Here is a 15,079-nt window from a genome sequence, read left to right as displayed (position 1 = left end):
CACACCCGCGGGGACGGCGCGGTGTCCGCGCACGCCCCCGCCAAGGTCAACGTCTCCCTGGCCGTCGGCCCGCTGCGCGAGGACGGCTTCCACGACCTGCAGACGGTCTACCTCGCCGTCTCGCTGCTGGACACGGTGACCGTGCGCCGGGGCGAGGGGCTGTCGGTCACGGTGACCGGCGAGGGCGCCGGCGGGCCCGACCCGGTGCCCACCGACCGGCGCAACCTGGTCTGGCGGGCCGCCGAGCTGCTCGCCGAGCACGCCGGGGTCGCCGCCGACGCCGCCATCGCCGTCGACAAGGTCATCCCGGCCGCCGCGGGGCTGGCCGGGGGCAGTGCCGACGCCGCGGCCGCGCTGGTCGCCCTCGACGCGCTGTGGGGCACCCACGCCACCCGCGGCGACCTCACCGGGCTGGCCGCGCAGCTGGGCAGCGACGTGCCGTTCGCCCTGGCCGGCGGCGTCGCGCTCGGCAGCGGCCGCGGGGAGCGGCTCACGCCCGTCCTGGCCCGGCGGCCCTGGCACTGGGTGCTCGGGATCGCCGCGGCCGGGCTGTCGACCCCGGCGGTCTACGCCGAGCTCGATCGGCTGCGGGCCGAGGGGCGCCTGCCCGAGGGCACCGCGTTCCCCTCGCCCGAGCCGGTGGTCGCGGCGCTGCGCAGCGGTCCGGTGGAGGCCCTCGCCGCGGCGCTGGCCAACGACCTGCAGGCGGCGGCCGTCTCGCTGCGTCCCGCGCTGCGGCGGGCCCTCCGGGGCGCCACCGACGCCGGTGCCGCCGCCGCGGTGGTCAGCGGGTCGGGCCCGACGGTGGCGGCGCTCGCCGCGGACGAGGACGCCGCGGTGCGCCTGGCCGCCGTCCTCGCGGGGGAGGGTGTGTTCCGCACCGTCCGGGTCGTGCACGGCCCGGTGCCCGGCGCCCGTCTGGTGGGCTGAGCCGGGTCAGCTGCGCTCGTGCCGCAGCGCCGGGTCGGGATCGAGGCGGGACAGCCCCGCGAAGGCGAGGTCGACCAGCCGGGCGGCCACCTCCGCCTTGCCCGGTGTGCGGGTCTCCAGCCACCACTGGCCCACCTGCGCGACCATCCCCACCAGCGCCTGGCTGTAGAGCGCGGCCAGCAGCGGGTCGTAGCCGCGCTCGCCGAGCCGCTCGCCGAGCAGGTGCTCGACCCGCCGGGCGAGCTCGCCGATCAGCGAGGACCAGGAACCGGGGGAGTCGCGGGAGAGCACGCGGAAGCCGTCGGTGTCCTCCTCGACGTAGTCCAGCAGTGCCAGGGCGGCCCGCTCGAGCAGCGCCCGCGGGCTGCCGCCCGCGGCCAGCGCCGAGGTGAACCGGTCGAGCACCCGCTCCATCTCGCGGTCGACGACGACGGAGTAGAGCCCCTCCTTGCCGCCGAAGTGCTCGTAGACGACCGGCTTGCTGACGTCCGCGCGGGCGGCCAGCTCCTCGATCGAGGTGGCCGCGTAGCCGCGCTGGGCGAACACCTCCCTGCCGACCGCGACGAGCTGTTCGCGCCGCTGCGCGGCGGTCATCCGGCGGCGGGGCCGGGGCCGGGGCGCCCCGGCGGCGCTCAGGAGGCGGCGCTCGCGGCAGGGACGCGCTTGGCGGCCAGGCGGACCGGGTCGGGCCACTTCACCGAGTGCGCCCAGCCGAGCTTCTCGAACGCCCAGATCACGCGGGCGCTGATGTCGATCTGGCCGCGCAGGACGCCGTGGCGGGCGCAGGTCGGGTCGGCGTGGTGCAGGTTGTGCCAGGACTCGCCGGCGCTGAGGACCGCCAGCGGCCAGAAGTTGGTGGCGCGGTCCCGCGAGGCGAAGGGCCGGCTGCCCACCACGTGGCAGATCGAGTTGATCGACCAGGTGACGTGGTGCAGCAGCCCGGTGCGGACCAGCCCGGCCCAGAAGAACGCGCTCCACGCGCCGGCCCAGCTGCCGGTCACCAGGCCGCCGATCGCGGCGGGCAGGGCCAGGCTCAGGAACGCCCACAGGCTGAACAGCCGGCTGGTGATCGTCAGGCCGCGGTCCTTGAGCAGGTCCGGGGCGTAGCGGGCGGCGTTGGTCTGGCGGCGGTCGAACAGCCAGCCGAGGTGGGCGTGGAACATGCCCTTGAGCAGCGCCCGCGTGTCGGTGCCGTACCGCCACGGGGAGTGCGGGTCGCCCTCGCGGTCGGAGAAGGCGTGGTGCCGCCGGTGGTCGGCCACCCACTGCACGACCGGGCCCTGGATCGCCATGCAGCCGGCGATCGCCAGCGCGATGCGCAGCGGCCGCGTCGCCTTGAACGAGCCGTGCGTGAAGTAGCGGTGGTAGCCGACGGTGACCCCGAGGAGGGGCACGAAGTAGAAGGCGGTGAAGAGGGCGACGTCGAGCCAGGTCAGCCCCCAGCCCCACACGACCGGGACGATCGCGGCCAGGGCGAGGAACGGGACGACGACGAAGACGTAGAGGACCAGCTGCTCGAGGTGGCCCTTCTCCTTCCCGTAGGCGCTGGCCGGCAGGCCCTTGTCCGGGTCTGCGGGGGAAAAGGCCGTCGGCCGGGTGAGGGAAGGGGCGGACACATGGCCTCCAGGGGTCGTCCGTCGCGGGCCGCGCGCGTCTGGGGACCGGCGGCTACGAGGCCGTAACCTACGTCACCGTAGGACCGGCCGCTCCTCGGGGAGTCCGTCCCTCCTCCCCGGCCTCTCCCCGCTCCGGCACACCGCTCCCGTGCCCCTGCCGGTCCCGCGCCCTAGGCTCGTCCTCCGCGGCGCCGTGCGGGGACGGCGCGCGATGGGGGATGGGGTAATCGGCAGCCCGCCGGCCTTTGGAGCCGGGAAGTCTCGGTTCGAGTCCGAGTCCCCCAGCGGCGTCCGACCGGCAGCGTCCGACCGGCAGCAGCCATCCCACCGTCCCGAGGAGTCCCGTGAGCCCGCAGCAGGTAGTCGCCGCCGTCGTCGTCCTGGCCGCCGGCCAGGGCACCCGGATGCGGTCGGCCACCCCGAAGGTCCTGCACGAGCTCGGCGGGCGCAGCATGCTCGGCCACGTCCTGGCCGCGACCGCGCCGCTGGAGGCCGGCGTCACGCTGGTCGTCGTCGGCTCCGGCCGGGAGGCGGTCGAGGCGCACCTGGCCGCGGTCGCGCCGGACGCCCGCCCGGTGCTGCAGGCCGAGCAGCGCGGGTCCGGGCACGCCGCGCAGGTGGCCCTCGACGCCGTCCCCGACCTCGAGGGCCCGGTGCTCGTGGTCAACGGCGACTCCCCGCTGCTCACCCCCGCCACCCTCGGTGCGCTGGTGGCCGCGCACTCCGCCGCCGGCAGCGTCTTCACCGTGCTCACCGCCGAGGTCGGCGACCCGACCGGGCTCGGCCGCATCGTCCGGGGTGCCGACGGCGCGCCGCGGGCGATCGTCGAGGAGAAGGACGCGACCGACGAGCAGCGCGCGATCCGCGAGGTGAACGCCGGCGTGTACGTCGCCAGCGCCGCCACGCTGCGCCGGGTCCTGGCCGGGCTGTCCACCGACAACGCCCAGGGCGAGCAGTACCTGACCGACGCGCTCGCGCCGCTGGTCGAGGGCGGTGCCCCCGTGGCCGCCGTCCGGGCCGAGGACCCCGTCGACGTGCTCGGCTGCAACGACCAGCGCGAGCTCGCCGCGCGCCGGCGGACGCTCAACGACCGGGTCCTCGACGCGCTCATGGTCGCGGGCGTCACCGTCGTCGACCCGGCGACCACCTGGGTCGACGTCACCGCCGCCGTCCTCCCCGGGGCGCGGCTGCTGCCGGGCGTCCAGCTGCACGGGACGACGACCGTGGCCGCCGGTGCCGTCGTCGGCCCGGACACCACGCTGACCGACTGCACGGTGGGGGAGGGCGCCACCGTGCTGCGTTCGCACTGCAGCCAGGCCGAGGTCGGGCCGCGGGCGACGGTGGGCCCGTTCAGCTACCTGCGGCCGGGCACCCGGCTGGCCGCCGGCGCCAAGGTCGGCGCCTTCGTGGAGACCAAGAACGCCGTGGTCGGCGAGGGGTCGAAGGTGCCGCACCTGTCCTACGTCGGTGACGCGACGATCGGCCGCGGGTCGAACATCGGCGCGGCGACGGTGTTCGTGAACTACGACGGCGTGACCAAGAGCCACACGACCATCGGCGACGCGGTGCGCGTGGGCTCGGACACCATGCTGGTCGCGCCGGTCACCGTCGGCGACGGCGCCTACACCGCCGCGGGCTCGGTGATCACCCAGGACGTCCCGCCGGGGGCCATGGGTGTGGCGCGGGCACGCCAGCGCAATGTGGCAGGCTGGGTGGGACGCCGCCGCCCGGGCACCGCCGCCGCGCAGGCCGCGGCGGCAGCCACAGGAGCAGCGGCCGAGGGCACGGCCGGGAGCCGGCCCGACACCGACGGACCGGACCGGCCGGCGGAGCCCGCGGCCTCCCACGAGCAGTGAGGCAGTGAGCCGATGAGTGCGATCCGGCAGACCACCAGCAAGAGCCTGATGCTCTTCTCCGGTCGGGCCTACCCCGAGCTGGCCGCCGAGATCGCCGGGCACCTGGGCGTCACGCCGACGCCCACGGCCGCCTACGAGTTCGCCAACGGCGAGCTGTTCGTCCGCTTCGAGGAGTCCGTCCGCGGCTGCGACGCCTTCATCGTCCAGAGCCACTCCGCGCCGATCAACACCTGGCTCATGGAGCAGCTGCTCATGGTCGACGCCGCCAAGCGCGCGTCGGCCAAGCGGATCACCGTCGTCGCGCCGTTCTTCCCGTACGCCCGGCAGGACAAGAAGCACCGCGGCCGCGAGCCCATCTCCGCCCGCCTGGTCGCCGACATGTTCAAGACCGCCGGCGCCGACCGGTTGATGACCGTCGACCTGCACACCGCGCAGATCCAGGGCTTCTTCGACGGCCCGGTCGACCACCTCTTCGCCCTCGACCTGCTGGTCGAGCACGTCAAGGGGCGCTGGGGCGACCGCGACATCACCGTCGTGTCGCCGGACTCCGGTCGGGTGCGCGTCTCCGAGCGGTGGAGCGACAAGCTCGGCGGCGTCCCGCTGGCCTTCATCCACAAGACCCGCGACCCCATGCGGCCCAACGAGGTCGTCGCCAACCGCGTCGTCGGTGAGGTCGAGGGCCGGGTCTGCATCCTGGTCGACGACATGATCGACACCGGCGGCACGATCGTGAAGGCCGCCGAGACGCTGTTCGAGGCCGGCGCCGCCGACGTCATCGTGTGCGCCACCCACGGCGTCCTGTCGGGTGCCGCGGTCGACCGGCTGAAGAACAGCCGCGTCAGCGAGGTCATCGTGACCAACACGCTGCCGATCGAGCCGGCCCGCCTGTTCGACAAGCTCACCGTGCTCTCGATCGCCCCGCTGCTGGCGCGCGCGATCAAGGAGGTCTTCGAGGACGGCTCGGTCACCAGCCTCTTCGACGGGGCGAGCTGACGCCTCCGGGCGATGGTCAGCGGTCAGCGGTCAGCGGCCGGGCGGTCGGGCGGTCGGGTACCCTGACGAGGTTGCCCGGCGAGGGAGACGGCCCGTCCGTACTCCGTGATCGACGTGCGTGTGCCCCGAGGGGTGTGCCGCGCCGTGTGCCGGCCGCTGCCGAACCCACCTCCCGAGGAGCACACCACCGTGGCTGACTACCGCCTCGCCGCCGAGGCCCGCACCGAGTTCGGCAAGGGCAGCGCCCGCCGGACCCGCCGCGCGGGCCGCATCCCCGCCGTCCTCTACGGGCACGGCCAGGACGTCGTCCACCTGTCGCTGCCGGCCCGCGAGTTCGCCGCGGTCCTGCGCAACGGCGGCACCAACGCCCTGGTCACCGTCGTCCTCGACGGCACCGAGCACCTCGCGCTGACCAAGGCCGTGCAGCGCGACCCGCTGACCCGCGAGCACGAGCACGTCGACCTGCTGGCCGTCCGCCGGGGCGAGAAGACGACCGTCGAGGTGCCCCTCGTCGTCGTCGGCGAGCCCGGTGTGGACGCGATCACCAACCACCAGCTGAACACCGTCTCGATCGAGGCCGACGCGACCGCGCTGCCCGACGCGATCGAGGTCGACGTGACCGGCCGGACGGCGGGCCAGAACATCACCGCCGCCGACCTCGTCCTGCCGCGGGGCGCGACGCTGATCACCGACCCGGAGGCGCTGGTCATCGGCTTCCTGGGCGCCCCGACCGCCGAGGCCCTCGAGGCAGAGCTCGCCGAGGCCGAGGCCGAGGCCGGCATCGAGCGCGAGGAGTCCGCGCCGGCCGCCGAGGGCGTCGGCGAGGGCGACGTCGTCCCCGAGCCGCAGGACCAGGGCAGCGGCGAGTCGATCGCGTCGACCGAGAACAGCTGAGGTCCCCGCTGAGCGAGAGCACTCCCCGCAGGGGCGCCGGCACCGCCGGCGCCCCTGCGGCGTCCCCTCCCTCGGACGGCCCCTTCCTCGTCGTGGGCCTGGGCAACCCCGGGCCGGGCTACGCGGGCAACCGGCACAACGTCGGGGCGATGGTGCTCGACGAGCTCGCCGCCCGCGCCGGCGTGAAGCTGACCGCCGGCAAGGGTGCCCGCGCCCGCGCGCTGGCGGCCGAGGGGCGCCTGGCCGGCCGCCGCGTCGTCCTGGCCCGCCCGACGACGTACATGAACGAGTCGGGCGGCCCCGTCCGCGGCCTGCTCGACTACCACAAGCTGCCGGTCACCGACCTCGTCGTCGTGCACGACGAGCTCGACGTCCCCTTCGCGGCCGTGCGCCTGAAGCGCGGGGGTGGCGAGGGCGGCCACAACGGCCTGCGCTCGATCAGCCGCTCGACCGGCACGAGGGACTACCTGCGCGTGCGGGTCGGCATCGGCCGCCCGCCGGGCCGGCAGGACCCGGCCGACTTCGTGCTCAAGGACTTCTCCGCGACCGAGCGCAAGGAGCTCGACCTGCTCGTCGCCGAGGCCGCCGACGCCGCCGAGGAACTGCTCACCCTGGGCCTCGAGGCGGCCCAGAACGTGGTGCACCCCCGCACCTGACGGGCCTCCCCTTCGAGTGAAGTGGTCACTCTCCGCATTGCCTCCGTGGTGACGGGCTGTGAGTGTTGCCGATGCGCAGGGGGAAAGCGCACGCGGCTCGTGGGTTCGTCTGTCACGTGGCGTCATCAGCTCCTCCCTCGCGTACGGAGAGTCACGCGGGTCGAGGGGGAGACGTGCTGCTGGACCACCACGGCGCAGGACCGGGTACGGCGACGCGGACGCTGCGCCGCCCCGTCCGCGCCAGCGCCCCCGGCCGTCCCCGCGTGGCGTCCCGCCCGCAGACGCGTCCCTGGGAGAGCCGCTACTCGGCCGCCCTGCACGTCCTCGACCTGACCGCCGCCGTCGCGGCGACCGGCACGGTGCTCCTGGTCTCGGCGCCGGACGTCCGGCCCGGCCTGCTGCTGCCGGCCGCGGTGATGGTGCTGGCCTGGCCCGCGCTGCTCGCCGGTACCGGCGCCCACGACGGGCGGGTCTTCGGCACCGGCAGTGACGAGTTCCGCGGCGTCGGCCGGGCCGGCTTCCTGCTGCTCGCGCTGAGCAGCTTCGTGTCCTACGTCGCGCAGCTCGACCTCAGCCGCGCCCTCGTCCTCCTCGCCGTCCCCACCCTCACCGTCCTGACCCTGGCCGGACGGTACGGTGCCCGGCTCCGGCTGCGCCGCCTGCGCGCCCGGGGCGCGTGCACCAAGCGGGTGGTGGTCGTCGGCCGCGGCGGCGCGGTCACCGACCTGGCCGCCCGGCTGCGCCGTGACTCCTCGGGACTGGAGGTCGTGGCCGCGTGCGTGACGCCCGACAGCCGCAGCGGCGTCGCCGCGGCCCTCCGCGTCCCCGTCTCGGGGCTGGACGACGTCGCCGCCGCGGTCGCCCGGCACGGCGCCGACACCGTCGCGGTGACCTCGGCGAGCGAGACCGCGGCGGAGTACCTGCGCCGGCTGTCCTGGCAGCTGGAGGGCACCGGCACCGAGCTGCTCGTCGCCCCGGGCCTCATCGAGGTCGCCGGTCCGCGGCTGCACATCCGCCCCTTCGAGGGCCTGCCGCTGCTGTCGGTCGAGCAGCCGCGCTTCGAGGGCTGGCGCCGGGTGGTCAAGGGCGGCGTCGACCGCGCCACGGCCGCGCTGGCCCTGGTCTTCCTGACGCCGGTCCTGCTGGTCATCGCCCTCGCCGTCCGACTGGACAGCCCGGGCCCGGTCCTCTACCGCCAGGAGCGGGTGGGGGTGAACGGCCGGGGCTTCACCATCCTCAAGTTCCGCAGCATGGCCGTCGACGCCGACCGCCGGCTGGCCGAGCTGCTCGACCGCAACGAGGGCGACGGGCTGCTGTTCAAGATGCGCCGCGACCCCCGGGTCACCCGGGTCGGCCGCTGGCTGCGCCGCTTCTCCCTCGACGAGCTCCCGCAGCTGCTCAACGTGCTCGGCGGCTCCATGTCGCTGGTCGGCCCGCGTCCACCGCTGCCGGCCGAGGTCGAGCGCTACGACTCCTCGGTGAGCCGCCGGCTGCTGGTCCGGCCCGGCCTGACCGGCCTGTGGCAGATCTCCGGCCGCAGCGACCTCTCCTGGGAGGAGGCCGTGCGCCTGGACCTCCGCTACGTGGAGAACTGGTCGCTCGCCCTCGACGCGCTGATCCTCGTCAAGACCGTGCGCGCCGTCGTCAGCAGCTCCGGCGCGTACTGACCGGCTCACTCCCGCCTCACCCCCGTCCCACCCGGCGGGGGGACGAGTGCACCCCCGTCCCGTCCCTAGCGTCGGCCGAGGGCTCCTCCCGGAGTCCCCGACGTCCCGTCCGCGCGTCCGCGCGGCGCCGCACACTCCCCGGAGGACCGACCGATGGCCCGCTTGAGCATCGCCATGGTGGGGACCCGAGGCGTCCCCGCCCGCTACGGCGGCTTCGAGACGGCGGTCGAGGAGGTCGGCCGCCGGCTCGCCGACCGCGGGCACCGGGTGGTCGTCTACTGCCGCACCGCCCCGGGCGCGCAGGAGCCCCTGCCGGCCGCGCACCTCGGCATGGAGCTGGTGCACCTGCCCGCCGCCCGCCGCCGGTCGCTGGAGACCCTGAGCCACAGCGCGCTGTCGGTGGGGCACCTGCTGGCGCACCGCACCGACGCCGCGATCGTCTTCAACGCGGCCAACGCCCCGCTGCTGCCGGTGCTGCGCGCCGCGCGCATCCCGGTCGCCACGCACGTCGACGGGCTGGAGTGGCGGCGCGCCAAGTGGGGCGCGGCCGGCCGGCACTACTACCGGGTGGCCGAGTCGCTGGCCGTCCGCTGGTCCGACGTCCTCATCGCCGACGCGCAGGGCATCGCCGACTACTACCGCGACACCTTCGACGCCCCCACCACGCTGCTCACCTACGGCGCCCCACTGGTCGAGCCGGGGTCGGACCTGCTGGCCGGGACCGGCCTCGAGCCCGGCGGGTACCACCTGGTGGTCGCCCGGTTCGAGCCGGAGAACCACGTCGACGTCGTCGTCGAGGGCTACGCCGCCAGCGACGCCGGCAAGCCGCTGGTCGTCGTCGGCTCGGCGCCCTACGCCGACGCGTACACCCGCCGGGTGCACTCCCTGGCCGACGACCGGGTGCGCTTCCTCGGCGGGGTGTGGGACCAGGAGCTGCTCGACCAGCTCTACGCCAACTGCTGCACCTACCTGCACGGGCACTCGGTGGGCGGCACCAACCCCTCGCTGCTGCGGGCCATCGGGGCCGGCGCCGCCGTGACCGCCTTCGACGTCGACTTCAACCGCGAGGTGGTCCGGGACTCCGGCCGGTTCTTCCGGACGCCGCAGGACGTGGCGCGGGAACTGGCCGCGGCCGAGGCCGACCCCGAGCGGGTGGCCCGCGCCGGGCGCCGGGCCCGCGAGCTGGCGCGCGGCTACGACTGGGACGAGGTCGCCGACGGCTACGAGGACCTCGCGCTGCGGCTGGCCGCCCGCGACGTGCCGCGCCGCCGGCCCAGCGGCCGGCGCCGTCCGACCGCTGCGGACGCGCCGCGGTCGGCGCCGGCGCTCACGCCGGTGGCCGCCGCGCTGCCCGACGACGTGGTGCCCGACAACGTGGTGCCGTTCCCGGCCCCGGTCCCGCTCGGCCGGTACGAGATCCGGGCCGGCCAGCAGTGACCGCCACCGCCGTCCCGGTCGCCGGGGAGACCGTCGCGCGCACGGTCCGCCGGCTCGCCGGCGCGCAGAAGGGCGCCCAGGGCGCCCCGGCGTACTCGCGGTTCGTCAACCGCCCCCTGGGCCGGGTGCTGGCCGCGCTCGCCTTCCACGCGGGTCTCACGCCCAACGCCGTGACGGCGCTGAGCGCGGCGTGGACGGCGGCCGGGATCGTGCTCCTCGCGGTCGCTCCGCCCGGCTGGGGCGCCGGCGCCGCGATCACCGCCTGCCTGGTGCTCGGCTACGCGCTCGACTCCGCCGACGGCCAGCTCGCCCGGCTCCGCGGAGGCGGCTCACCGGCGGGGGAGTGGCTCGACCACGTCGTCGACAGCGCCAAGATCGCCAGCATCCACCTCGCGGTCCTCCTGACCCTGTCCCGCGTCGACGACCTGGCCCGCGGGTGGCTGCTCGTCCCGCTGGCCTTCTCCGTCGTCGCGGTCGTGCACTTCTCCGCCACGCTGCTCAACGAGGCACTGCGCGCCCAGCACGGCGTGCGCACGCGGGCGGCACGCTCCGACGCGCGGCCCGGCGTGCTGCGCTCGCTGCTGGTGGCGCCCACCGACTACGGCGTCCTCTGCCTGGTCTTCGTCCTGCTCGGTGCGCCCGCGGTCTTCCTCGGCGCGTACGGGCTGCTCGGCCTCGGCACCGCCGCGTACGTCGCGCTGGCCCTGAGGCGCTGGTACCTCGAGATGGGAGCACTGCCCCGATGAACGTCCCGCCGGCCCGCCCGGAGACCCCGACCCGGCGTCGTGAGGCGGCGGCCGGGGCCGCGCTCGCCCTCGTCGCCGCCCTGCTCGTGGGCCTCGTGGCCCTCGTCGGCAGCGGAGGGGATGCCGGCCGGCCGGCCGCCTCGCCGACGTCCGCGCCGGCCTCCTCCCCGGCGCCCGCGCCCGTCCCCCCGCCGATCCCCGACGAGGGGACCCCCGGTGGGGTCACGACGCCGCCGGCGCCGTCGACCGGGCCGGCCGACGCGCTGGCGCCGCTGCTGCCGGCGGTGGCCCTCGACGCCCCGGCGAGCGGCGACGACGGCGTCTCCGCCGAGGTGGTCTCCCTCGAGGCCGTCGACGGCACCGGGTCCGGCGTCGGGAACGTCGCCGGGCCGGCGCTGCGGGTCACCGTCCGCCTGGCGGCGGGGACGGCGGGCCCGGTCGTGCTCGACCTGGTGGGCGTCACCCTGGCCCACGGGGCCGACCAGACGCCGGCGTCCCCGCTCGACGACCCCTCCGCGGCGCCGCTGACCGGCCCGCTCGCGCCGGGGAGCGTGGCCGAGGGCGTGTACGTCTTCAGCGTCCCCGAGGACGCCCGCGAGCTCGTGACGCTCACCGTCGGCTACCGCGCCGACGCCCCCTACCTGGTCTTCACCGGCGCCGCGCCCTGACCTGACGCACGCCCGTCCGTCGGCGGCGAGCGGGACTCCCGGACCGGGGGTCCCGCCCGTCGTCGTCCCCTGTCCCGTCACGCCGAGTGACCAGGTGTCGTGTCCGAACGTGCGGCTCACCTGCGCTTTCTCACCGATCCGGGGGATGTCGACCGACCGGCGGTGACGCTTAGTGTTCGTCCGCTGGTCCGTGGAGACCGGCGATCACTGCAGGACATCGGGGGAAACTCAGCATGACTCCACACGTGGCCGCCTGGGGGAAGTCCCTCGTGGCCGGCCTGGTCGGCCTCCTCGTCATGGTCGGCGCGGGCACACCGCCCGCGGCCGCGGACACGGCGCCGCCCGCCCCGGCCGGGCCCACCTCGCCCACGACGGTGTCGGCCGACCCGCTGCCGACGGTGCAGATCAACGGTGTCGCGTGGGCCCAGGTCGTCGTCGGCACCACCGTCTACGTGGCCGGCCGCTTCACCAGCGCCCGCCCCGCCGGAGCGCGGGCCGGCACGCAGGAGACGCCGCGCGACAACCTCCTCGCCTACGACATCCGCACCGGCGAGCTGGTCCCCGGCTTCGCCCCCAGCCTCAACGCCCAGGCCATCGCGCTCGCGGCCTCGCCGGACGGGTCGCGGCTGTACGTGGGTGGCGACTTCACGCAGGCCGACGGCCAGGCGCGCTACCGCGTCGCCGCGTACGACACCGCCACCGGCCAGCTCGTTCCCGGGTTCCGCCCGGCCGTGGACGCCCAGGTGCGCGCCATCGCCGCCTCGGACACCACCGTCTACCTCGGCGGCAACATCTCCGCCGTCGGCACCGCGCCGCGCAACCGGCTCGCGGCCGTGCGCGCCGCCGACGGGGCCCTGCTGCCCTGGGCGCCGGTGCCGGGCGTGGGCTCGACGGCGGGCAACCGCCTCCCGAACCAGCCGCAGGTGAACGCCCAGACGAGCAACCAGGTCATGGCGATGGTCCTCGCCGGCCCGGACGGACAGGTGGTCGTGGGCGGCCGGTTCGACTCGCTCAACGGCACCAAGGCCACCGGCGTGGGTGCCCTGGACGGCGTCAGCGGCGCGACGCGCCCCTTCGCGGTCAACCAGTTCATCACCAACCAGGGCGTGAACTCGGCGATCTACAGCCTCTCCACCGACGGCACGAACGTCTACGGCACCGGCTACGACTACTGGGGCCCGGGCGATCTCGAGGGCACCTTCGCGGCGAGTGCCGCCGGTGGCGCCGTGCGCTGGTTCGCCGACTGCCGCGGTGACACCTACTCGGTCTTCCCCTCCAACGGCGCCGTGTACACCGCCTCGCACGCGCACGACTGCGCCAACATCGGCAGCTTCCGCGAGGTCAGCCCGCAGGTCTTCCGGCACGCCAACGCCTTCAGCATCGCGCCGTACACGACCAACACCACGGCCAACAACTGGAACGGCGCCCGGCTCGCCGGTCAGCCGGGGCCGGCCCACCTCGCGTGGCACCCGACGTTCGACGCCGGCAGCTTCACCGGGCAGTACCAGGCCGGCTGGTCGGTGTCGGGCAACGCGGACTACGTCGTCTACGGCGGGGAGTTCCCCTACGTCAACGGCCGGGCGCAGCAGGGCCTGGTCCGCTTCGCCGTCCCCCGGATCGCCCCCAACAAGGTCGGTCCGGCGACGGCACCGGCAGCGCCGACGGCGACGCCCGTCGAGGGCGCGGTCCGGCTGACCTGGCCGTCGACCTGGGACGCCGACAACGAGTCCCTCACCTACCGGGTGTACCGGGACAGCACCGCCACGGCCTCGGTCTGCGAGGTCACGGCGCCGACCCGCCCGTGGCAGCTGCCGGCCCTCGGCTGCTCCGACACCGCGGCGACCGCCGGTGCGCACCGCTACCTCGTGACGGCGACCGACGCCTTCGGCAACCGGGTCGAGTCGGCCTGGACCACCGTCACGGTGCCGGCCGCCGGTGCCGGCGCGGGGACCCGCGTCTACGAGCAGATGGTCGCCGCCGACGGTGCCGTCGGGCACTGGGCGCTGGGTGAGGCGGGCACCACCGCGTTCGACCACTCCGGCGCCGCGGACATGACGATCGGCTCGGGCGTCACGCGCGGCGTGACCGGGGCCGTCGCCGGTGACCGCAACACCGCGATGCGCTCCTCCGGCACCTCCACCGGCGCGCTGTCCGCGACCGCCGCCGCCATCGCGGCGCCCCAGGTCTTCTCCCTGGAGGCGTGGTTCCAGACCACGACCACCCGCGGCGGCAAGATCGTGGGCTTCGGCAACGCGCGGTCGGGCCTGAGCACCGCCTACGACCGGCACGTCTACATGGACGCGCAGGGCCGGGTGTCCTTCGGGGTCTACAACGGCGCCACGCGCGTGCTGTCCAGCCCCACGGCGCTCAACGACGGCAGGTGGCACCACGTCGTCGGCACGCTGAGCGGTGCGGGGACGTCCTTCTACGTGGACGGCGTGCTCGTGGGCACGGACCGGTCCGTGGTCTCGGCCGAGGCGACCAGCGGCTACTGGCGGATCGGTGGCGACAAGAGCTGGCTGACCGGCCTGGACTGGTTCGCCGGCCAGATCGACGAGGTCGCCGTCTACCCGGCGGCGCTCTCCGCCGCGCGGGTCGCCGCCCACCACACGACGGCCACGACCGGGCGGGCGCCGAACACGGCGCCGACGGCGGCGTTCACCGCCGCGGTGGACGGCCTGGCGGTGTCGGTGGACGGCTCCTCGTCCACCGACGCGGAGGGTGCGCTGGCCGCGCACGCCTGGGACTTCGGGGACGGCGCGACCGGCACGGGGGCGACGGCGTCGCACACCTACGCGGCGGCCGGCACCTACCAGGTGACCCTCACGGTCACCGACGCCGCCGGCACCGCCGGCACGGTCACCCGCCCGGTGACGGTGACCGCGCCGCCCGCTCCGCCCACCACCGGGGCGGTGGCCGCCGACGCCTTCGGCCGCGAGGTCGCCGCCGGCTGGGGCCCCGCCGACCTCGGCGGTACCTGGGCGGTGACCGGCGCCTCGGCGAACGCCGCGGTGACCGGCGGCTCGGGCCGGCTCGGTGCGGCCGCGGGGGGGACGAGCGCGGCCACGCTGCCGGTCTCGGTCCGGGACGTCGACGTGCGGGGCACCGTCGTCGTCGAGCGGGCTCCCACCGGCGGGGGCAGCTACGTGTCCCTGGTCGGCCGCAGCGCGGGCAACGACCGGTACACCGCCCAGCTCCGGTTCAGCGCGACCGGTTCGGTCACCACCAGCCTGACCCGGGTGAGTGGCGGGGCGGAGACGGTGCTCGGCTCCTCCCGGATGCCCGGCACCTACGCGCCGGGCACCGCGCTGCAGGTCCGCTTCGCGGCGGAGGGCTCCGGCACCACCACCCTCCGGGCCAAGGTGTGGGCCGCCGGGACCGTCGAGCCGGCCGACTGGCAGGTCCAGGCGACCGACGCCACGGCGGTGCTGCAGCGGGCCGGTGCGGTGCGGCTGGACCTGTACCACTCCACCACCGCGACGTCGGCCCAGACCGTGCGTCTGGACGACCTGCTGGTCGCCGGGACCGGCGTGCCGGCCCCGCCGGCGGACACGGCGCCGACGGCGGCGTTCACCGCCGCGGTGGACGGCCTGGCGGTCGCGGTGGACGGCTCCTC

General features: G+C 75.8%; 12 protein-coding genes and 1 tRNA gene. 11 read left to right on the top strand and 2 right to left on the bottom strand.

Annotated features, from left to right (window positions below):
- Positions 1-21: 21 nt before the first annotated feature.
- On the top strand, positions 22-930 hold the full coding sequence (locus HLV61_RS19240) for a 4-(cytidine 5'-diphospho)-2-C-methyl-D-erythritol kinase (protein WP_369258308.1): 909 nt from the start codon (positions 22-24) through the stop codon (positions 928-930).
- A 6-nt stretch (positions 931-936) separates the two neighbouring features.
- Here the strand turns inward: HLV61_RS19240 and HLV61_RS19235 are convergent, their stop codons facing one another.
- Both HLV61_RS19235 and HLV61_RS19230 read right to left on the bottom strand, forming a co-directional pair.
- Positions 937-1,524 (bottom strand): TetR/AcrR family transcriptional regulator, encoded by a 588-nt coding sequence (locus HLV61_RS19235; protein WP_369258306.1) that lies wholly within the window; start codon positions 1,522-1,524, stop codon positions 937-939.
- Positions 1,525-1,562: 38 nt separating this feature from the next.
- Positions 1,563-2,546, bottom strand: a complete 984-nt coding sequence (locus HLV61_RS19230; protein WP_369258304.1) for an acyl-CoA desaturase — start codon at positions 2,544-2,546, stop codon at positions 1,563-1,565.
- A gap of 212 nt (positions 2,547-2,758) precedes the next feature.
- Here HLV61_RS19230 and HLV61_RS19225 point away from each other — a divergent pair.
- From HLV61_RS19225 to HLV61_RS19180, 10 genes are all read left to right on the top strand, one after another.
- Positions 2,759-2,831 (top strand) — tRNA-Gln (locus HLV61_RS19225).
- 59 nt (positions 2,832-2,890) lie between these two features.
- Complete coding sequence (gene glmU / locus HLV61_RS19220) at positions 2,891-4,402, top strand: bifunctional UDP-N-acetylglucosamine diphosphorylase/glucosamine-1-phosphate N-acetyltransferase GlmU (RefSeq protein ID WP_369258302.1); 1,512 nt, start codon at positions 2,891-2,893, stop codon at positions 4,400-4,402.
- A 12-nt stretch (positions 4,403-4,414) separates the two neighbouring features.
- Positions 4,415-5,395, top strand: coding sequence for a ribose-phosphate diphosphokinase (locus HLV61_RS19215; RefSeq protein ID WP_369258300.1), 981 nt, complete (start codon positions 4,415-4,417; stop codon positions 5,393-5,395).
- Positions 5,396-5,584: 189 nt separating this feature from the next.
- Positions 5,585-6,289, top strand: coding sequence for a 50S ribosomal protein L25/general stress protein Ctc (locus tag HLV61_RS19210; protein ID WP_369258298.1), 705 nt, complete (start codon positions 5,585-5,587; stop codon positions 6,287-6,289).
- 92 nt (positions 6,290-6,381) lie between these two features.
- The gene (gene pth / locus HLV61_RS19205) at positions 6,382-6,945 is read left to right on the top strand and encodes an aminoacyl-tRNA hydrolase (RefSeq protein ID WP_369258296.1); all 564 of its coding nucleotides are present in this window, start codon (positions 6,382-6,384) and stop codon (positions 6,943-6,945) included.
- A 173-nt stretch (positions 6,946-7,118) separates the two neighbouring features.
- Positions 7,119-8,612 (top strand): sugar transferase, encoded by a 1,494-nt coding sequence (locus HLV61_RS19200; RefSeq protein ID WP_369258294.1) that lies wholly within the window; start codon positions 7,119-7,121, stop codon positions 8,610-8,612.
- A gap of 153 nt (positions 8,613-8,765) precedes the next feature.
- Positions 8,766-10,049: a DUF1972 domain-containing protein gene (locus tag HLV61_RS19195; RefSeq protein ID WP_369258292.1), complete on the top strand. Its 1,284-nt coding sequence runs from the start codon at positions 8,766-8,768 to the stop codon at positions 10,047-10,049.
- Complete coding sequence (locus HLV61_RS19190) at positions 10,046-10,795, top strand: CDP-alcohol phosphatidyltransferase family protein (RefSeq protein WP_369258290.1); 750 nt, start codon at positions 10,046-10,048, stop codon at positions 10,793-10,795. The genes HLV61_RS19195 and HLV61_RS19190 overlap by 4 nt, the downstream gene beginning before the upstream one ends.
- Positions 10,792-11,463 (top strand): hypothetical protein, encoded by a 672-nt coding sequence (locus tag HLV61_RS19185; protein ID WP_369258288.1) that lies wholly within the window; start codon positions 10,792-10,794, stop codon positions 11,461-11,463. Before HLV61_RS19190 ends, HLV61_RS19185 begins: the two co-directional genes overlap by 4 nt.
- A 233-nt stretch (positions 11,464-11,696) precedes the next feature.
- A partial coding sequence (locus HLV61_RS19180; protein ID WP_369258286.1) for a LamG-like jellyroll fold domain-containing protein occupies positions 11,697-15,079 on the top strand: 3,383 nt, incomplete at its 3' end.

The sequence above is a fragment of the Geodermatophilus amargosae genome (assembly GCF_041028265.1).
GTDB classification, from domain to species: Bacteria; Actinomycetota; Actinomycetes; order Mycobacteriales; family Geodermatophilaceae; genus Geodermatophilus; species Geodermatophilus amargosae_A.
Note: the sequence above shows the minus strand (reverse complement) of the source record. Positions and strands in the feature narration are given on the sequence as shown.

Coding starts and splice junctions, on each gene's coding strand:
- HLV61_RS19235 (WP_369258306.1), bottom strand. CDS start 1,524: ATGACCGCCGCGCAGCGGCGCGAACAGCTCGTCGCGGTCGGCAGGGAG.
- HLV61_RS19215 (WP_369258300.1), top strand. CDS start 4,415: ATGAGTGCGATCCGGCAGACCACCAGCAAGAGCCTGATGCTCTTCTCC.
- HLV61_RS19195 (WP_369258292.1), top strand. CDS start 8,766: ATGGCCCGCTTGAGCATCGCCATGGTGGGGACCCGAGGCGTCCCCGCC.
- HLV61_RS19185 (WP_369258288.1), top strand. CDS start 10,792: ATGAACGTCCCGCCGGCCCGCCCGGAGACCCCGACCCGGCGTCGTGAG.